This window comes from Nonomuraea composti, from assembly GCF_012034275.1.
Taxonomy (GTDB): Bacteria; Actinomycetota; Actinomycetes; order Streptosporangiales; family Streptosporangiaceae; genus Nonomuraea; species Nonomuraea composti.
This window is the reverse complement of sequence record NZ_JAATEP010000004.1, coordinates 220,631-238,979: the sequence shown is the minus strand read 5'-3', so window position 1 is coordinate 238,979 and position 18,349 is coordinate 220,631. Positions and strand designations below refer to the sequence as shown.

Below are 18,349 nucleotides of genomic sequence, written 5' to 3'. Positions count from 1 at the left end.
CCCGTGTACGCTTCCGCGCGTGTCGGATTTATCGGTCCCGGGGTACGAGATCAAGGGCGTGCTCGGCCAAGGCGGCTTCGGCGTGGTCTACCTCGCCGTGCAATCGGCCGTCGGCCGCGAGGTGGCGCTCAAGGTCGACAACCGGGTGCTGCTGTCCGACCGTGATAGGAGGCGCTTCCTCCGCGAGGTCACCGCTGCCGGCGCCCTGTCCGGCCACCCGCACGTGGTGCCCGTCTACGACGCCGGCCTGCTGCCGGACGGCCGGCCGTACATGGTGCTGGAGCTGTGCCCCGGCGGCTCGCTGGCCGGACGGACGCTCTCCCCCTCCGACGCCAGGGACGTCGGCGTCCGCATCGCCGACGCGCTCTCCGCCGCGCACGCGCAAGGCGTGCTGCACCGCGACGTCAAACCCGCCAACCTCCTCCTCAACCGGTACGGCCAGGTCGCGCTGTCGGACTTCGGCCTGGCCACCATGCCCGCCTCCGGCCCCGACGCCTCGGTCACCCGCGAATCCCTCACCCCCTCCTACGCCCCACCGGAGGCGTTCGAGCTGGCCGAGCCGTCACCGGCGGGCGACGTGTACGCGCTCGCGGCCACCGTCTACGCGCTGCTGTCCGGCCGCCCGCCGCGCTTCCCGGAGAGCGGCGTCCCCAACCTGGCCATGATCCTCGCCCTGCACCGCCTGCCCGTCCCGGACATCCCGGGCGTACCGCCGGAGCTGACGGCCGTCCTCCGCCGCGCCCTCGCCACCGACCCCCGCCACCGCACGCCGAGCGCGGCCGCCTTCCGCGACGAACTCGCCGCCCTCCCCCTCTCGTCCTCCCCGCCCGCGCCCTCCTCCTCCCCTCCTCCGCGCCATCACTCCCCCGCCACCCCACCCCCTCGCCACCACCGCCAGGCCCCGCCCTTCACGCCGGCCCCTTCGCACCCCACCCACCCCCCGGCCCCTTCGCACCCCACCCACCCCCCGTACGAACCCGTCACCGGCCCCACGGCACCCCAGCCGCACGGCATCAACAAGGTCCTGGTGGCGATCATCGCCGCCCTGTCCCTGGTGATCGTGGCCGGCGCCGGCGTGTTCTTCTACAACCAGTTCGCCCCGCAACAGCCAGGAGGCAGGCACCAGCAGGCCGCACCGACCACCACAGCCTCGGCCACACCCCCGAAGAAGACGCCCAACGTCTTCGCCGGCCTGTCCACCTACACCGACAACTGCCCGGCCGCGAAGGTCGCCGGCGCCGGCGCGGCCTGCGTGCGGGAGGCGGAGTGCTGGGGCGGCCTGGTCATCATCGTCGGCGACACGAAGGCCAGGCGGCTGGGCTGCGAGGAGCTGCACTCGTGGGAGACGTTCGCGGTCGCCCCGATCCCGAAGGACGCCGAGACGTACGTCCAGCAGGACCTCGCCAGGCACCCGACCGTGAAGAAGGTCTGCAGCCGCTCCAACCTGCTGGCCACCAGGGTCGGCACGGCGAAGAGCATCAACGGGCAGTGGCGGGCGGACGTGATGCCGCCGTCACAGTCGCAGTTCGAGGACGGGATCCGGTACTACCGCTGCATCGGCAGCCTCACCGGCCAGCAACCCCGCCGCACGTTCTTCCACTGAAGCTGCCTGGTCAGCGAGGCAATACCTGAGCCCGCACACCTGGCAGGCCGTCGAAGCCCGCGGACGAGTCCATCGTGACGACGGTTCTTGCCGTGGTCGCCGCAGTCGCGGCGATCAGCAGGTCGTACGCGCCTCTCTTCTTGCCCTCCCGACGGGTGTACGCCAGGAGCCGCGCATGAACCCTGGCCACGTCCGTCGTGTACTCCTCGACCGGGATCAACGCCAGAACCTCATCCACGAACGCCTGCCGGTCGGCACGGCGCGCATCGTTCGCCAACTCCACACCGACCAGCAACTCCGCTACCGTGATCGCGGCGATGGCGACATCATCCGCGTCTCCGATCGCCTCGTCCACAGCGGCGTTTCCCCGCCCTGCAGCGAGGAGCACGCCGGTGTCAATGATCAGGCGTCGGGCCACGTACTCCTCATCTCGTCGTCGACCGCTTCCCTGGCCGCCGCGACATCGGCCTCGAAGTCGGCATCCAACCTGCTTGCGCTTCTGGCCAGGAACGCCTTGACCATACGGCCCGGCGCGGTGGGAGCGGGGCCGATCACGGCAATTTGTTTCCCACCGCGAGTGACCACGATCGTTTCACCTCGCTCGGCCTCGTCGAGGACTGCTGCGAAGCTTCGGGATGCTTCCGTGGCCGTCATAACCTTCATGGAATCAGATTATCTGATTACGACACTCTCTTCGAGATGCCCAACACACCGTGTTCTCACCTGACGGCCTCATCCGAGCAGCGGGACAATCGGCAGTACTGGGCGGAGTTCTGACTTTGGGTCTCCGGCATGGTGTGCGGGCTCGTGTTCGTCCTGCTGCTATGCCTGCTCGCCAAGTACTTCGTGGACGCAGGGGCGCCCACACAGGCGGCGGCGCTGTTCGGGGTAGGGGCGGCCTCGATGCTGACTGTGTTCGTCACCCAGCACGGACGACGACGCAAGGATCAGTGAACGCCGCCGCGTTGAAACCACGAACAGAGAAGATGCTGTAGGCGGCTGTCGCCCTGGCCGAATCGCCTACAGCGACGCCTTGGCGCCCTCCAGCGCACGCATGAAGGCATGCGACCATTCAGGCAGGGCCGCGGGCCGGAGTACATCCGCACCGCCCCCGACGCTGCCCGCATCGTGCGCCACATCTTCGAGCACGGCAGACCGTGCCCACCGGCAGGTTTGATGGCCGGATCTTTCGGTGTAGGCGTCCCAGCCGGGCTCGAACTCGTGGACCACCAGCTTCACCGCAAGCCGCCCCCGCGAAGCCCTCGAATGCGTAGCCCCATCGGCGCAGCCCCCCGAACGCGTAGCCCCCCGGCGCAGCCGCCCCGAGCGCGAAGCGCCAGCGGCGCGAGCCGCCCCCGCGCAGCCGTGCTTTCGGGGCGGGCTCCCAACGGCCAACCCGGTAAATGGGATTGGGGCGGGCGAGAGGCGCCGAAGGCGCCGTGGGTTGCGCCGCCAGGCGCCCAAGATCAAAACGACCTGAGCCCCATGCGCGACAGCGCCACACAGCGAAGCCCTTTGTTCGGGGCGGGCTCCCAACGGCCGGCCACGCGATCGGGTAACGGGTGGGTGGGTGCGGCGCGGGGTTCACTCGTACCGTGCCGTGCTCTCCCTGACGATGAGTTCCGTGGCCAGTTCCACCCGCTTCGTCTCCGGTACCTCCCCGTGCCCCATGGCCAGCACCGTCCGGGTCGCGAGTGCGGCCATCTCCTGGAGGGGCTGGCGGACGGTGGTGAGTGGGGGCCAGGCGGATTTGGCGAGGGGGAGGTCGTCGAAGCCGACGACGCTGAGGTCTTCGGGGACGCGGAGGCCGCGTTGCCGGGCGGCTTCGAAGACGCCGAAGGCCATGAGGTCGCTGCCGGCGAAGATGGCGGTGGGGGGTTCGGGGAGGGACAGGAGGGCGTGGCCTTGGTCGTGGCCTGATTCGACGAGGAAGGTGCCGCGTCTGATGAGGTCGGGGACGACGGGGAGGCCGGCGGTTTCGAGGGCGGCGCGGTAGCCGTCTATGCGGGCTTGGCTGCAGAGCATGTCGGCGGGGCCGCTGATCATGCCGATGCGGCGGTGGCCGAGTTCGAGGAGGTGGCGGGTGGCGGCGAGGCCGCCGTTCCAGTTGGTGGCGCCGACGGAGATGACGCCAGGTGCGGGCTCGCCTTCGGGGTCGACCACCGCGAACGGCAGTGACCGCGCGCTGAGCTGCGCCTGGATGCCGGTGGAGAGCCGGGAGGCGACGATGACGACACCGTCGGTCCGCCGGGCGGCCAGCCGTTCGAGCCAGTCCCGTCCCGGGCCGGCGTGCGTGTGCAGCACGGAGATGACGACACTGGCGCCGGCCTCGTGGGCCGCGCTCTCCGCGCCCCGCACGATCTCCATGGCCCAGGGCGATTCGATCTCGGCGAAGACGAGGTCGACCAGGCCGGCGGGGGTGTCGTCCTGGCTGATGCGCCGCTGGTAGCCGTGCTCCTGCAGCAGCCGTTCGACCCTGTGGCGGGTCGCCGGTGCGACTTCCGGACGCCCGTTGATGACCTTTGAGACCGTCGGGATGGAGACCCCGGCCTCCTCCGCGATCAGTGCGATCGTGACCCGCCTCTTCGCTGACACAAATCGGGAGTGTATCCGAAAGTTTCGGTTTGGGATCGCTCCCACTTGAGGTGTTGACGCTTTACCTGGCGTTTACCTACGATCGCGCCAAAGAAATTATCGGGGGGTTCACGAAACTTTCGACTATCGCTGAGGAAGGGACCCCTATGAAACGCAGTCTGGTGTTAGTCGCCGTGGCGGTGCTCCTGGCCGGCTGCAGCGGTGGTGGCGGCGGGGGGACGACCTCTCAGCAGAGCTCCGGCGGCGCCCCCGCCAAGGTCACGCTGGAGTGGTGGCACCTCTCCACCGCCGAGCCGCTCAAGTCGCTCTGGGCGCAGCGCGCCAAGGAGTACATGGCCAAGCACCCCAACGTCACGATCAAGGCCACCGTTCTGGAGAACGAGGCGTACAAGGCCAAGCTCACCACCATCACCCAGTCCGGCAAGGCCCCCGACGTCTTCGCCTCGTGGGGCGGCGGCGTGCTCAAGCAGCAGGTCGACGCGGGGCTGGTCAAGGACATCTCCGCGGACGTCGCCGACGTGCTGCCGACGTTCACCCCGGCGGCGCTGAGCGCGTACCAGCTCGACGGCAAGACCTACGGCCTGCCGACCGACATCGGCCTGGTGGGTTTCTGGTACAACAAGAAACTTTTCGAGAAGGCCGGAATCTCGGAGCCGCCCGCCACCTGGTCGGCGTTCCTGGAGGACGTCAAGAAGCTGAAGGCCGCCGGCGTCACCCCGATCGCGCTGGCCGGCAAGGAGAAGTGGCCTGGTCACTACTACTGGGCCTACCTGGCCCTGCGCATCGGCGGCCTCGACGCGCTGAAGCAGGCGGCCGTCGACCACGACTTCACCAAGCCCGACTTCGTGGCCGCCGGCCAGCAGGTGAAGGCGCTGGCCGACCTGCAGCCGTTCCAGAAGGGCTTCCTGGGTGCGGCCTACTCCACCCCGGACGGCCAGTCGGCCACGGTCAGCAACGGCAAGGCGGCCATGGAGCTGATGGGCCAGTGGGCGCCGAGCGTGCAGAAGGACTCGGGCAAGGGGCTCGGCGACGACCTCGGCTTCTTCCCGTTCCCCGCGGTCGAGGGCGGCAAGGGCTCGATCGGTGACGCGTTCGGCGGTGGCGGCGGCCTGGCCGTCGGCGCGGACGCGCCGAAGGAGGCCGTCGACTTCGTCAAGTTCATGACGGAGATGGGCAACCACTCCAAGGCCGTGGAGTCCGGCGGCGTGCTGCCGGTGCTCAAGGGCGAGGAGAGCGCGGTCAAGGACCCGAACCTCAAGCAGGTGGCGACGCTGCTGGCCGGCGCGACGGGCTACCAGCTCTACCTGGACCAGGCGTATCCGCCGGCCGTCGGCCAGCAGGTCAACGACAGCGTGGCCGAGCTGATCGCCGGGACGAAGACGCCTGAGCAGGTCGGCGCGGCCATCACCGAAGTAGCCAAGAGCGAAGCCGGATGACGACGCTCACGAAAGGGCCGGAGGCGCTGCGGCGGCTTCCGGCCCCGTCCCCTGCCGTGCGGCACCGTGGCCGCGGGGTGACGATCGCGCTGTTCCTGCTGCCCGCGCTGGTGCTGTTCCTCATGCTGGTCGTGGCGCCGATGCTGGTGGCCGTCTACGCGAGCGTGTTCCGCTGGAACGGCTTCGGCGGCCTGCCCACGAACTTCATCGGCCTGGACAACTTCACCCGCCTGTTCAGCAGCGAGATCTTCGCCCAGGACCTGTGGCACCTGCTGGTGCTGGTCCTGCTGTCGCTGCTGGTGCAGCTCCCGCTCTCGCTGGCCATCGCGATGCTGCTGAACCAGCGCATGCGCGGCCGGGCGGTCTACCGGGTGCTGTTCTTCGCCCCGTACGTGCTCAGCGAGGTCATCACGGGCGTGCTGTTCTCGCTGATCCTCTCGCCCGGGTCGGGCATGGCGAACCAGGTGCTGCGGGTGTTCGGCTGGGAGTCGGAGTGGCTGGCCGACCCCGCCACCGTGATGCCGTCGCTGTTCCTGGTCATGACCTGGAAGTACTTCGGCTTCCACATGATGATCTACCTGGCCGGCCGGCAGAACATCCCGAACGAGCTCATCGAGGCCGCCCAGATCGACGGCGCGACGGGCTGGCGGACGTTCAGGCACGTGACGCTGCCGCTGCTCGGCCCGACGATCCGGATCAGCATCTTCCTGTCCGTCATCTACACCATCCAGCTCTTCGACCTGGTCTGGATCCTGACCGGCGGCGGGCCGTCGCACTCCTCGGAGACGATGGCCGTCACCATGATGGACTGGGGTTTCAAGCGTTCCCAGGTCGGTTACGCCAGCGCGATCAGCGTCGTGATGTTCGCGCTCAGCCTCGTCTTCGCCCTCGTCTACCAGCGGTTCGTGATGCGCCGCGACCTGGAGGGCGCGATGACCTCCCAAGGGGGCCGATCATGAGCCGCGCGAAGACGAAGGTGCGGCGCCACACGCTGCCGCTGCACGTGATCGCGATCATCGTGGGCGTGTTCATGGTCATCCCGGTCTTCTACGCGCTGCTGGGCGGTTTCAAGACCAACAGCGAGCTGTCCGGGAACCCGTTCGGCCTGCCCACCGACTGGATCACGGCGAACTACACGGACGTGCTGGGCTCCGGCTCGTTCTGGCGGCAGCTGTGGAACAGCACGTTCATCGCGATCGCCACGACGGTGGTGACGATCGCGCTGTCGGCGCTGGCGGCGTTCGTGTTCGCCAGGTTCGCCTTCCGCGGCAGGGAGCTGTACTTCACGCTGTTCACCGCGGGGCTGATGTTCCCGTTCGCGGTGGCGATCCTGCCCATCTTCGTGATGCTGCGCACGCTGGGGCTGCTGGACAACCCGCTGGGCGTGATCCTCACGCAGGCCGCCTTCGGCCTGCCGCTGACGATCATCATCCTGCGCGGGTTCTTCCGCAGCATCCCGGGCGAGATCGAGGAGGCGGCCACGATCGACGGGTGCTCGCCGTTCGGGTTCTTCTGGCGCATCCTGCTGCCGATGGCCAGGCCCGCCATCGCGACCGTCTCGGTGCTGGCCATCGTGGGCAGCTGGAACAACTTCATGCTCCCGCTGGTGGTGTTCAGCGAGGAGACGAGCTGGACGCTGCCGCTGGGCATCCAGCAGTTCCAGGGCCAGTACGCCTCCGACACCGCCCGCATCCTGGCCTATCTCGTCCTGGCCATGGTGCCCGCGCTCGGGTTCTACGCCATTGCGGAACGTCACCTGGTCGGTGGGCTCACCGCGGGTGCGACGAAGGGGTGACTGCATGCTGCACGTGTCCGGATCCCATCTCGTCACGGACGACGACACGCCGGTACGGCTACGGGGGGTGGGTCTCGGGGGCTGGATGAACATGGAGAACTTCATCACCGGCTACCCGGCCAACGAGAGCTCCATGCGGTCCGCGGTGCGCTCCGTGCTCGGCGACGACCTGGCCGAGCTGTTCTTCGACCGGCTGCTGACCTCGTTCTTCACCGAGCGGGACGCGGCCCTGCTGGCCGGGATGGGCATGAACTGCGTGCGGATCCCGGTCAACTACCGCCACTGGGAGTCCGACGACCGGCCCCTGGAGATCGACCCGAGGGGCTTCCGCCACCTGGACCGGGTGATCGGCCTGCTGGGCGATCACGGCATCTACAGCGTGATCGACCTGCACGCCCTGCCCGGCGCCCAGAACCAGCACTGGCACTCCGACAACCCCACCCACGTGGCGGCGTTCTGGCAGCACCGGCACTTCCAGGACCGAGCGGTGCGCCTGTGGGAGGTCATCGCCGACCACTACCGCGACCATCCGTGGGTGGCCGGCTACAACCCGGTCAACGAGCCGGGCGACCTGACGGGCAAGGTGATCGGCCCGTTCTACGACCGGCTGGTGAAGGCGATCAGGGCGGCCGACCCGCGGCACGTCCTGTTCCTGGACGGCAACACCTACGCCACCGATTTCTCGATATTTCGGGAGGTGTATGAGAACACGGTCTTCGTGATGCACGATTACGCGCTGGCCGGGTTCGCCCACGGCGGCCCGTACCCGGGGTACACGCGCGGCGAGTGGTGCGACCGGGCCGAGCTGGAGCGCACGTTCGCCAAGCGCTCCCGCTTCCAGCGCGAGACGGGCACGCCGCTGTGGGTGGGCGAGTTCGGGCCCGTCTACACGGGGGACCCGGACGTGGACCGGCAGCGGTACCAGATCCTGCGCGACCAGCTCGCGATCTACGACGAGCAGGACGTGGGCTGGTCGCTGTGGACGTACAAGGACGTGGGGTTGCAGGGGCTGGTGTACGCGGCGGGCCCGTACATGGACCGGTTCGGCGGCTTCATCGCGAGGAAGCGGCGGCTCGGCGTGGACCGCTGGGGCTCGACGATGGAGGAGTCGGCGGACGTGCTGGCCCCGTTGCACGCGCTGGTCGAGACGGAGTTCCCCGGCTGGGACCCGTACCCGTGGGGCGCGCGCTACCAGACGGACGACCTGATCCGGCACATCCTGCTGGCGCAGGCGATGCTGCCCGAGTACGCCGAGCTGTTCAGGGGCCTCGGCGAGGAGGAGCTGCTCGCGCTGGCCGACTCGTTCCTGCTGGAGCGGTGCGTACGCCGCGAGCCGCTGCTCGATCTCCTGGCGGACAACCTCAAGGAGTGAGAACCGCGTCACGGTCGCTTGTAGGTTTGGGCTGCTTGTCCTAACTTAGGTGAGCCTTCCCTCATCTACCGGCGGTGCAAAGAACGTGTTCGCCAGCTTTCTCATCGGACTACGCGAGGGACTGGAGGCGGCGCTCGTCGTCTCCGTCCTCATCGCCTTCCTCGTCAAAAGTGAACGCCGTGACCGGCTCCCCCACGTCTGGGGCGGGGTCGGCGCGGCCGTCGCGCTGTCCGTGGCCTTCGGCGCGCTGCTGACGTTCACCGCGACCCGGCTCGACTACTCCGGGCAGGAGCTGTTCGAGGCGGTCGCCTCGCTGCTCGCGGTCGTGTTCGTCACCTGGATGATCTTCTGGATGCGGCGGGCGGCCCGCGCGCTGTCCAAGGAGCTGCGCGGCAGGCTCTCCGACGCGCTGGAGCTGGGCTCGATCGCGGTCGTCGTGATGGCGTTCCTGGCCGTGGCCCGCGAGGGGCTGGAGACGGCGCTGCTCTTCTTCGCCTCCGTGCAGGGCGCCACCGCCTCCGCCGAGCCGCTGATCGGCATCTGCCTCGGGCTGCTCACGGCCGTGCTGATCGGCTGGGGCCTCTACAGCAGCGCCGTGCGGATCAACCTGACGAAGTTCTTCACCTGGACGGGCGTGCTGCTGATCTTCGTGGCGGCCGGCATCCTCAAGTACGGCGTGCACGACTTCCAGGAGGCCGGCGTGCTGCCGGGGCTCAACGCCCAGGCCTTCGACATCAGCACCGCCCTGCCCGCCGACTCCTGGTACGGCACCCTGCTGTCCGGGATGCTCAACATCACCCCGCAGCCCAGCGTCGCCGAGGTCGTGGCGTGGGCCGCGTTCCTCGTCCCCACCCTCTTCCTCTTCCTGCGCCGGCGGGTCCCCGCGCCCGCGTCCTCCGCGGCCTGAACAGGAGCGTCATGCGCAACGTCATCCGCCTGTCCCTCGCCCTGCCCGCCCTGGCGGCGCTGGCCGCCTGCGGCTCCGGCACGCCCGCCGCGCCGTCGGGCTCCGCCGCCGCCCCCGGCAAGGTCACCGTGGCGGCGACCGACACCGAGTGCAAGGTGGCCGCCTCCGAGGTCGCGGCGGGCACGACCACCTTCACGATCACGAACGGCGGCAGCAAGGTCACCGAGTTCTACGTGTACGCGCCGGGCGACCGGATCATGGCCGAGGTGGAGAACATCGTGCCGGGCCTGACCAGGGAGCTCATCGCCGAGCTGCCCGCCGGCTCGTACGAGACCGCGTGCAAGCCCGGCATGGTGGGCAAGGGCATCCGCAACGCGCTCAAGGTGACCGGCGAGCACAAACCGCTCAACGCGGACGCCAAGCTGGCCGAGGCCACGAAGAGCTACCAGCGCTACGTCAAGTCGCAGACGGACACGCTGCTGGTCAAGACGCAGGAGTTCGTGGACGCGGTCAAGGCGGGCGACCTGGACAAGGGCAAGGAGCTCTACCCGGTCGCGCGGACGTACTGGGAGCGCATCGAGCCGGTCGCCGAGATCTTCGGCGACCTCGACCCCGCCATCGACGCTCGCGAGGCGGACCTGACCGAGGGCGAGGAGTGGACCGGCTTCCACCGCATCGAGAAGGACCTGTGGATCCGCAAGGACGTCAGCAAGGACGGCCCCGTCGCCGACAAGCTGATCGCGGACGTCAAGGCCATCGTGACCAAGGCCAACGCCACCGAGCTGACCCCGCTCAACCTGGCCAACGGCGCCAAGGAGCTGCTCGACGAGGTGGCCACCGGGAAGATCACCGGTGAGGAGGACATCTGGTCGCACACCGACCTGTGGGACTTCGACGCCAACCTCGAAGGCTCGCAGGCGGCCGTGCAGGCGCTGCGGCCGGTGCTGGAGGAGCGGGCGCCCGACCTGGTCAAGACGCTGGACGAGAAGTTCGCCGCGGCCGAGGCGGCGCTGGCGGTGCACCAGAAGGGCGACGGCTGGCGGCTGCACGACGAGCTGTCGAAGTCCGAGCTGAAGGCGCTGTCCGACGCGATCAACGCGCTGGCCGAGCCGATCAGCAAGATCGCTCCCATCGTGGCGAAGTAGGGGCCGGCTGCCATGGTGACCAGGAGAAAGCTGCTCGGCCTCGGCGCCGCCGGCGCCGCCGTGCTGGGCGCGGGGGCGGTGGCCGGGCGGTCGGTGCTGGACGACCCGCCCCAGGCGCACGCCTCCTCGACCGCCGACCCCGTCCCCTTCTACGGCGAGCACCAGGCGGGCATCGTCACGCCCGCGCAGGACCGGCTGCACTTCACGGCCTTCGACGTGATCACCGACGACCGGGCCGAGCTGGTGGAGCTGCTGCAGGAGTGGACGGCCGCGGCGGCCCGGCTGACGCAGGGCAAGGAGGCCGGCTCGTTCGGCGCGGTCGGCGGTGCGCCCGAGGCCGCGCCCGACGACACCGGCGAGGCGCTCGGCCTGCCCGCCTCCGGGCTGACGCTGACGATCGGGTTCGGGGCGTCGCTGTTCGACGAGCGGTTCGGGCTGGCGGCCAAGCGACCGGCCCAGCTCGCCCCGCTGCCGAAGTTCCCCGGCGAGCGGCTCGATCCGGCCATCTCCGGCGGCGACCTGTGCGTGCAGGCGTGCGCACACGATCCCCAGGTCGCCGTGCACGCCATCCGCAACCTGGCCAGGATCGGCTTCGGCCGGGTCTCCGTACGGTGGTCGCAGCTCGGCTTCGGCCGCACCTCCTCCACCTCCCGCAACCAGGTGACCCCGCGCAACCTCATGGGCTTCAAGGACGGCACGAACAACCTCAAGCTGGAGGACGCCGCGCTGCTGAACGACCAGCTCTGGGCCGCGGCCGGGGACGGCAGCCCGTGGATGGCGGGCGGCAGCTACCTGGTCACCAGGAAGATCCGGATGATGGTCGAGACCTGGGACCGCACGTCGCTGGCCGAGCAGGAGCAGATCTTCGGCAGGACCAAGGGCGAGGGCGCGCCGCTGGGCGGGAAGGCCGAGTTCGACGAGCTCGACTTCGCGGCCAAGGGGCCGGACGGGAAGCCGTACATCTCCGACGTGGCGCACGTGCGGCTGGCGCATCCCAGCTCGCACGGCGGGGCGCGGCTGCTGCGGCGCGGCTACAACTTCGTGGACGGCTCCGACGGGCTCGGCCGCCTCGACGCGGGCCTGTTCTTCATCGCCTACCAGCGTGACCCGCGCAGGCAGTTCGTGCCGATCCAGCTCAGCCTGGCGCGCCACGACGTGCTGAACGAGTACATCCAGCACGTCTCCAGCGGCCTGTTCGCCTGCCCGCCGGGGGTGCGGGACGCCGGCGACTACTGGGGGCGCACCCTTTTCGAGGGATAGATCAGGAAATGTCGGGCGGATCTGGTAGGACAGGAGCCGCCGAACCCCCCGACTCTAGGAACCATCCGTGATCTTCGACATCCAGCCGACCAACAGCGACGACTACCGCGAGACGTACGCCGGGCTGCCGGTGCAGCCCACGCCGCTCGACGAGAACGACCCCCAGCCCGACGCCGGCGCCGTCGCCTGGTACCTGGACGCCTGCGACGGGGGCGAGTTCGAGGCGATCTCCGAAAGTTTCGACTGGTTCTTCGACAATGTCGACACCGCGAAGGTCAAGGCCATCGTCATCGGCGAGTGGGAGGAGGCGTACGACACCGACAGCGCGCCCATCGTCGCCCGCCTGGCCGAGAACGCCGACCGGCTGCCCGAGCTGCGCTCGGTCTTCCTCGGGGCGATGACGTTCGAGCAGTCGGAGATCTCCTGGATCCAGCAGACCGACGTCACGCCGCTGCTGGAGGCGTACCCGAAGCTGGAGCGGCTGGAGGTGCGGGGCGGCACCGGGCTGGCCTTCTCGCCGCTGCGGCACGAGGGCCTGCGCGTGCTCCGGGTCGAGACCGGCGGCCTGCCCGCCCAGGTCGTCCGCGGGATCGGCGCCAGTGACCTGCCCGCGCTGGAGCACCTGGAGCTGTGGTTCGGCGTCGAGGACTACGGCGGCGACGCGGCCGTCGGCGACTGCGCCGACATCCTGAGCGGGCAGCGGCTGCCCGCCCTGCGCTACCTGGGCCTGCAGAACAGCCCCTTCGCCGACGAGCTGGCCGCCGCCGTGGCCGCCGCGCCCGTCGTGGCCCGCCTGGAGGCGCTGAGCCTGTCGATGGGCTCGCTCGGCGACGAGGGCGCCGAAGCCCTGCTGAGCGGCCAGCCGCTCACCCACCTGCGCCGCCTCGACCTGCACCACAACTACCTGACCGGCGCCATGGCCGACCGCCTGCTCGCCGCCCTCCCCGGAACCGACGTGCGCCTCGACGACCGGCGCAGCCGCGAGGAGGACTGGCGTTACGTCGCGGTGAGCGAGTGACCACGAACCCGCCCACCGGCCCGACCACCGGCCCGACCGGCGACAACGTGAACGACTTTCACGACGAGGACTACGAGAGGCCGGCCGATCCTCGTGACCCCGGCGACGCGTTCCTGCCCGAAATGGCCGTCTACCGGGAAGACCTGGGCGGCATGCACCGGGAGCGGTTCGCGGGTCTGCCCGTCAGGAGCCTGGACGAGGGGGTCCCCCGGCGACCCGACCAGGTCGCCTGGCTGGTCACCGACGAGACCGGCTTCGGCTTCGAGGACGACAAGGACGACACGGCCCTGGCCGGCGAGCTGGACCAGCTGCTGCGCCGGGTGAACCCCGCCCAGGTCACGGCCATCGCCGTCACCGGGCACGGATGCGTCAACGCCCCGCGGCTGCTGGCCGCGCACGCCCGGCGGCTGACCCGGCTGCGCTCGGTGTTCCTCGGCTTCGTCGAGCCGGAGTACTGGGAGATCTCCTGGATCCGGCACGGCGACATCACGCCGCTGCTGGAGGCGTACCCGAAGCTGGAGCGGCTGGAGGTGCGCGGGTCGCAGGGGCTGGAGCTGCGGCCCGTCACGCACGACCACCTCAGGGTGCTGCGCTTCGAGTCCGGCGGGCTGCCCGGGGCGGTGGTGCGGGCCGTCGGCGCGAGCACGTTCGCCGCGCTGGAGCACCTGGAGCTGTGGCTCGGCGTCGAGCGGTACGGCGGCGACGGGACGGCCGCCGACCTGGGCGGCATCCTGGCCGGCGCCGGGCTGCCCGCGCTCAAGCGGCTCGGGCTGCGGGACAGCGAGTGGCAGGACGACGTCGCCGCGGCCGTCGCCGCGGCGCCCGTCGTCGCCCGGCTCGAAGAGCTCAGCCTCGGCATGGGGATGCTCACGGACCGGGGCGCCGAGGCGCTGCTCAGCGGCCAGCCCCTGACCCACCTGCGCGTGCTCGACCTGCGCCACCACTTCCTCGGCGACGCCATGATGCGGCGGGTGCGCGACGCGCTGCCCGGGGTGGCCGTCGACCTGGAGGAGCGGCAGCCCGCCGAGGACGACGGCTGGATGTACGTGGCGGTGGCCGAGTGAGCGTCGGCTCGACCAACGGGGCGGTGACCGGGTGAGCGTCGGCTCGACCAACGGGGCGGTGACCGGATGACCGTGCGGTTCGCCGTCGTCGGGACGCCCGGGGACCGGCGGGTGACGTTGTTCCGCGACGCCGTGCTCGCGCGCGGCCTCGCGGAGCCGTACGTCATCGCCTGGCGGGACGTGCTGGCCGGGCGGGAGCTCGAAGCGCCCGAGGGGGCGCTGCTGCGCGTCGACTCGCCCGGCGAGGACCCGCGGGCCGACGCGTTGCTGCGCGGGCCCGGCGAGCCGGCGCGGGTCGGCGGGGGCGCCGCCTGGTACCGGGCGTTCACCGCCGGGCTGGAGCGGGTCGCGGCGATCCCCGGCGTGCGGCTGCTGGGGGACGTCGGCGAGATCGGGGTGATGTTCGACAAGCGGCGCTGCCACGCGGTGCTGTCGGGAGCCGGGGTGCCGGTGCCCGAGGGGTTCGCGGCCGGCTCGTACGAGGAGCTGCGGGACGGCATGGCGACCCGCCGGTGGGCGCGCGTGTTCGTCAAGCCGGCCCACGGCTCGTCGGCGTCCGGCGTGATCGCCTTCCAGGCCCACGCCGGGCGGATCCACGCCGTCACCTCGGCCACCTGGACGGACGGGGCGTGGTGCAACTCGCTGCGGGTCAGGACCATCACCGACGAGGCGCAGGCGCAGCGGCTGGTGGACTTCCTGGCGCCCGACGGGCTGCACGTCGAGCAGTGGTTCCCGAAGGCGGCGAGCGGCGGGCGGGCGTTCGACCTGCGGGTGGTGACCGTGGCGGGCCGGCCGACGCACGCGGTCGTCCGTACGAGCCGCAGCCCCATGACGAACCTGCACCTCGGCGGGACGCGCGGTGACCTGGAGACGGTGCGGGGGCGGGCCGGGCTGTGGGAGCGGGTGCTGGAGGCGGCGGCGAAGGCGGCCGGGTGTTTTCCGAACAGCCTGAGCACGGGGGTGGATGTGATGGTCGGGTCGGACTGGCGGTCGGTGGCGGTGGCGGAGGTCAACGCGTTCGGCGACCTGCTGCCGGGGTTGGGGGATTTTTCGGGACATGGGCGGGACACGTACGCCGAACAGGTCGAGGCGGTGCTGACGACATGGACCTGAACCCGAACGCGGCACCCGACCTGGCGCCGGGCCCGCATACGGACGCGGTGCCCGATCCGGCGCCGATCCTGCGTACGGACGCGGTGCCCGATCCGGCGCCGGGCCCGCGCACCACCGCGCACACGCTGCCGCACCTGGACATGAACGCCGTCGTGGGCAGCCACGACCTCCTCCTCGTCACCCTGGACACGCTGCGCTACGACGTGGCCCAGGCGCAGGCCGAGGCCGGGCTGCTGCCCAACCTCCTGCCGTCCGGCGTGCGCTGGGAGCGGCGGCACAGCCCCGGCAGCTTCACCTACGCCGCCCACGCCGCCATCTTCGCCGGCTTCCTGCCCACGCCCGTCACCCCGGGCCCGCATCCCCGGCTGTTCGCGGCCACGTTCCCCGGCAGCGAGAGCACGGCGGCGGGCACGTGGGTGTTCGACGCGCCGGACCTGCCCACCGGGCTCGCCCGCGCCGGCTACCACACGGTGTGCATCGGCGGCGTCGGCTTCTTCAACAAGCTGACCCCGCTCGGCTCGGCGCTGCCCGGCCTGTTCGCCGAGAGCCACTGGGAGCCCGCGTTCGGCGTCACGAACCCCGCCTCGCTGGAGCGCCAGATCGACCGCGCCGCCGAGGTGCTGGCGCGCGTGCGCGGCCCGGTCTTCCTCTTCCTGAACGTCTCGGCCCTGCACCAGCCGAACCACCACTACCTGCCGGGGACCACCGGCGACTCCCTCGACAGCCACGCCGCCGCCCTGCGCTACGTGGACCGGCACATCGGCCGCCTCTACGCGCTCATGCGCCGCCGCCGGCCCTGCCTGGCCATCGTCTGCTCCGACCACGGCACCGCGTACGGCGAGGACGGGCACGTCGGTCACCGGATCGGCCACGAGGTCGTCTGGACGGTCCCCTATACCCACTTCGTCCTGGAGCGTCATGCGGCCGTATGAGAGTTACGTCTACGCCTACCCCCACAAGACCGCGTACCGGCCGCTCGACCCGCGCCCCCGGCTGAAGGAGGTCTGGGCGGGGGAACGGCCCGGCGCCCTGTACGTGCACATCCCGTTCTGCGAGATGCGCTGCGGCTTCTGCAACCTGTTCACCCGCACCGGCGCCCCGGACGAGCTGGTCACCGCCTACCTCGACGCCCTCGAACGGCAGGCCGAGCAGGCCCGGGAGGCGTTGCAGGAGACGGGCTTCACCACGGCGGCGTTCGGCGGCGGCACGCCCACCTACCTCGGGGCCGGCGAGCTGGCCCGCCTGTTCGACCTGACCGAGCGCACGATGGGCGTGGACCTGGCGCGGATCCCGCTGTCGGTCGAGACCTCCCCCGCCACCGCCACGCCCGACCGCCTGTCCGTGCTGGCCGGGCGGGGCACGTCGCGGATCTCGATCGGCGTGCAGAGCTTCGTCCCCGAGGAGGCCCGCTCCGCCGTCCGCCCGCAGAAACGCGCCGAGGTGGACGCCGCGCTCGACGCCATCAGGGCCTCCGGCGTGCCGGTGCTGAACATCGACCTGATCTACGGCATCGACGGCCAGACGCCGCGCTCCTGGCTGTACTCGCTGGACACCGCGCTCGGCTGGCGCCCCGAGGAGCTCTACCTCTACCCGCTGTACGTGCGCCCGCTGACCGGGCTCGGCAAGCAGGGCAGGGCATGGGACGACCAGCGGCTGGAGCTCTACAGGACCGGGCGGGACCACCTGCTGGCGGCCGGGTACGAGCAGGTGTCGATGCGCATGTTCCGCCTGCCCGGCGCCTCCACCGGCGACGCAGACTACTGCTGCCAGACCGACGGCATGATGGGGCTCGGCTGCGGCGCCCGCTCGTACACGAGCACCCTGCACTACTCCTTCGACTACGCCGTCGGCGCCCGCCACGTCCGCTCGATCATCGACGAGTACGTGGCCCAGACCGACTTCACCACCGCGAACGTCGGCTTCGCCCTCTCCCCCGGCGAGCGCCGGCGCCGCCACCTCATCCAGTCGCTGCTGCGGGCCGAGGGCATGTCACGAAGCCTGTACGCCGACCGGTTCGGCACCGACGTCCTGGACGACTTCCCCCTCGCCGCCACCTTCGCCGGCTGGCTCACCATCGCCGACACCACGATCACGCTCACCCCCGAGGGCCTGGCGTACTCCGACGCGATCGGCCCCGCCCTGTTCTCGCCCCAGGTCAGGGCCCTCATGGACGGATACGAGGCATGCTGACCATCCTCTACCGCGGCCCCCTCGCCAGCTGCGACTACGACTGCGCCTACTGCCCGTTCGCCAAGCGCCGCGACACCCCCGAACAGCTGCGCGCCGACCGGGCCGCGCTCGAACGCTTCACCGCGTGGGTGGCGGGGCGCGACTTCGAGGTGTCCGTCCTGTTCACGCCCTGGGGCGAAGGGCTGGTCAGGTCGTGGTACCGGCGCGCCCTCGTCGAGCTCTCCCTGCTCCCGAACGTGGCCAGGGTCGTCATCCAGACGAACCTGAGCTGCCGTACGGACTGGCTGGCCCAGGCGTCCGAACGGGCCGCGCTGTGGGTCACCTACCACCCGACGCAGGTCCCGTACGAGCGGTTCCTCGCCAAGGTACGCTCCCTCCCCGTCCGGCACAGCGTCGGCATCGTCGGCGACCCCGCCCACCTGCCCCACGCCCGCCGCCTGCGCGCCGACCTGCCGCCCTCCACCTACGTGTGGGTCAACGCCGAGGAAGGCCGCCTCTACACCGACGCCGAAGCCGCCGACTGGACGGCCATCGACCCCCTCTTCGCCTACAGCCGCTTCCCGCACGCCAGCGCCGGCCTGCCCTGCCGCACCGGCGACACCGTCATCTCGGTCAACGGCGACGGCACGGTCCGCCGCTGCCACTTCGTCCCGGAAGTGCTCGGCAACCTGTACGACGGCTCCTACCGGCCCGCCCTCCGCCCCCGCCCCTGCCCGTCGCCCACCTGCGACTGCCACATCGGCTACGTCCACCTGGAGCCCCTGGGCCTCTACGACGTCTTCGCGGGCGGCATCCTGGAGCGCGTCCCCGCCCTCCTGTGAATCGTCGAGCGCGGTGCGCCGTCCCGCGAA

The 18,349-nt window shown here is 70.9% G+C and carries 19 protein-coding genes; 15 read left to right on the top strand and 4 right to left on the bottom strand.

Translation table 11 applies throughout. The annotated features are described in order from the left end of the window. Positions 1–19: 19 nt before the first annotated feature. Positions 20–1,603: a protein kinase domain-containing protein gene (locus HCN51_RS08480; protein WP_168008430.1), complete on the top strand. Its 1,584-nt coding sequence runs from the start codon at positions 20–22 to the stop codon at positions 1,601–1,603. Between the two features lie 10 nt (positions 1,604–1,613). Here HCN51_RS08480 and HCN51_RS08475 read toward each other — a convergent pair whose 3' ends face one another. Then, positions 1,614–2,021 (bottom strand): PIN domain-containing protein, encoded by a 408-nt coding sequence (locus HCN51_RS08475; protein ID WP_168008428.1) that lies wholly within the window; start codon positions 2,019–2,021, stop codon positions 1,614–1,616. Continuing rightward, the gene (locus HCN51_RS08470; protein WP_168008426.1) at positions 2,006–2,266 is read right to left on the bottom strand and encodes a type II toxin-antitoxin system Phd/YefM family antitoxin; all 261 of its coding nucleotides are present in this window, start codon (positions 2,264–2,266) and stop codon (positions 2,006–2,008) included. The genes HCN51_RS08475 and HCN51_RS08470 overlap by 16 nt, the downstream gene beginning before the upstream one ends. Before the next feature lie 144 nt (positions 2,267–2,410). On the opposite strand from HCN51_RS08470, the gene HCN51_RS08465 reads away from it, so the two are divergent. Beyond that, positions 2,411–2,557 (top strand): hypothetical protein, encoded by a 147-nt coding sequence (locus HCN51_RS08465; protein ID WP_168008424.1) that lies wholly within the window; start codon positions 2,411–2,413, stop codon positions 2,555–2,557. Positions 2,558–2,623: 66 nt separating this feature from the next. On the opposite strand, the gene HCN51_RS08460 is transcribed toward HCN51_RS08465, so the two are convergent. Both HCN51_RS08460 and HCN51_RS08455 read right to left on the bottom strand, forming a co-directional pair. Further along, a complete protein-coding gene (locus HCN51_RS08460) occupies positions 2,624–2,842 on the bottom strand; it encodes a hypothetical protein (protein ID WP_168008422.1) in 219 nt (72 codons plus the stop codon). A 345-nt stretch (positions 2,843–3,187) separates the two neighbouring features. Continuing rightward, positions 3,188–4,198 carry a substrate-binding domain-containing protein gene (locus HCN51_RS08455; protein ID WP_168008420.1) on the bottom strand — a complete coding sequence of 337 codons (1,011 nt, stop codon included), beginning with the start codon at positions 4,196–4,198 and terminating at the stop codon, positions 3,188–3,190. Positions 4,199–4,344: 146 nt separating this feature from the next. Here HCN51_RS08455 and HCN51_RS08450 point away from each other — a divergent pair, with 146 nt between their 5' ends. From HCN51_RS08450 to HCN51_RS08390, 13 genes are all read left to right on the top strand, one after another. After that, entirely contained in the window at positions 4,345–5,634 is a 1,290-nt protein-coding gene (locus HCN51_RS08450) for an extracellular solute-binding protein (protein WP_168008418.1), read from the top strand. Beyond that, positions 5,631–6,593 (top strand): carbohydrate ABC transporter permease, encoded by a 963-nt coding sequence (locus tag HCN51_RS08445; RefSeq protein WP_080042620.1) that lies wholly within the window; start codon positions 5,631–5,633, stop codon positions 6,591–6,593. Before HCN51_RS08450 ends, HCN51_RS08445 begins: the two co-directional genes overlap by 4 nt. Then, complete coding sequence (locus HCN51_RS08440; protein ID WP_168008416.1) at positions 6,590–7,429, top strand: carbohydrate ABC transporter permease; 840 nt, start codon at positions 6,590–6,592, stop codon at positions 7,427–7,429. The genes HCN51_RS08445 and HCN51_RS08440 overlap by 4 nt, the downstream gene beginning before the upstream one ends. Positions 7,430–7,433: 4 nt before the next feature. Next, positions 7,434–8,801 (top strand): glycoside hydrolase family 5 protein, encoded by a 1,368-nt coding sequence (locus tag HCN51_RS08435; protein ID WP_080042622.1) that lies wholly within the window; start codon positions 7,434–7,436, stop codon positions 8,799–8,801. Positions 8,802–8,886: 85 nt separating this feature from the next. Further along, positions 8,887–9,708 (top strand): iron uptake transporter permease EfeU, encoded by an 822-nt coding sequence (gene efeU, locus HCN51_RS08430; RefSeq protein ID WP_168008414.1) that lies wholly within the window; start codon positions 8,887–8,889, stop codon positions 9,706–9,708. Between the two features lie 11 nt (positions 9,709–9,719). After that, the gene (gene efeO / locus HCN51_RS08425) at positions 9,720–10,853 is read left to right on the top strand and encodes an iron uptake system protein EfeO (protein ID WP_080042624.1); all 1,134 of its coding nucleotides are present in this window, start codon (positions 9,720–9,722) and stop codon (positions 10,851–10,853) included. Between the two features lie 12 nt (positions 10,854–10,865). Continuing rightward, complete coding sequence (gene efeB, locus HCN51_RS08420) at positions 10,866–12,113, top strand: iron uptake transporter deferrochelatase/peroxidase subunit (RefSeq protein ID WP_168008412.1); 1,248 nt, start codon at positions 10,866–10,868, stop codon at positions 12,111–12,113. 67 nt (positions 12,114–12,180) lie between these two features. After that, a complete protein-coding gene (locus HCN51_RS08415) occupies positions 12,181–13,131 on the top strand; it encodes an STM4015 family protein (RefSeq protein ID WP_168008410.1) in 951 nt (316 codons plus the stop codon). After that, a complete protein-coding gene (locus HCN51_RS08410) occupies positions 13,128–14,195 on the top strand; it encodes an STM4015 family protein (protein WP_346433578.1) in 1,068 nt (355 codons plus the stop codon). Before HCN51_RS08415 ends, HCN51_RS08410 begins: the two co-directional genes overlap by 4 nt. Before the next feature lie 66 nt (positions 14,196–14,261). Beyond that, the gene (locus HCN51_RS08405; RefSeq protein WP_206066716.1) at positions 14,262–15,308 is read left to right on the top strand and encodes an STM4014 family protein; all 1,047 of its coding nucleotides are present in this window, start codon (positions 14,262–14,264) and stop codon (positions 15,306–15,308) included. Between the two features lie 140 nt (positions 15,309–15,448). Continuing rightward, positions 15,449–16,240 (top strand): STM4013/SEN3800 family hydrolase, encoded by a 792-nt coding sequence (locus HCN51_RS08400; protein ID WP_168008613.1) that lies wholly within the window; start codon positions 15,449–15,451, stop codon positions 16,238–16,240. Continuing rightward, positions 16,227–17,498: an STM4012 family radical SAM protein gene (locus tag HCN51_RS08395; protein ID WP_168008408.1), complete on the top strand. Its 1,272-nt coding sequence runs from the start codon at positions 16,227–16,229 to the stop codon at positions 17,496–17,498. The genes HCN51_RS08400 and HCN51_RS08395 overlap by 14 nt, the downstream gene beginning before the upstream one ends. Beyond that, the gene (locus HCN51_RS08390) at positions 17,492–18,319 is read left to right on the top strand and encodes an STM4011 family radical SAM protein (RefSeq protein ID WP_168008406.1); all 828 of its coding nucleotides are present in this window, start codon (positions 17,492–17,494) and stop codon (positions 18,317–18,319) included. Before HCN51_RS08395 ends, HCN51_RS08390 begins: the two co-directional genes overlap by 7 nt. The last annotated feature ends 30 nt before the right edge of the window (positions 18,320–18,349 follow it).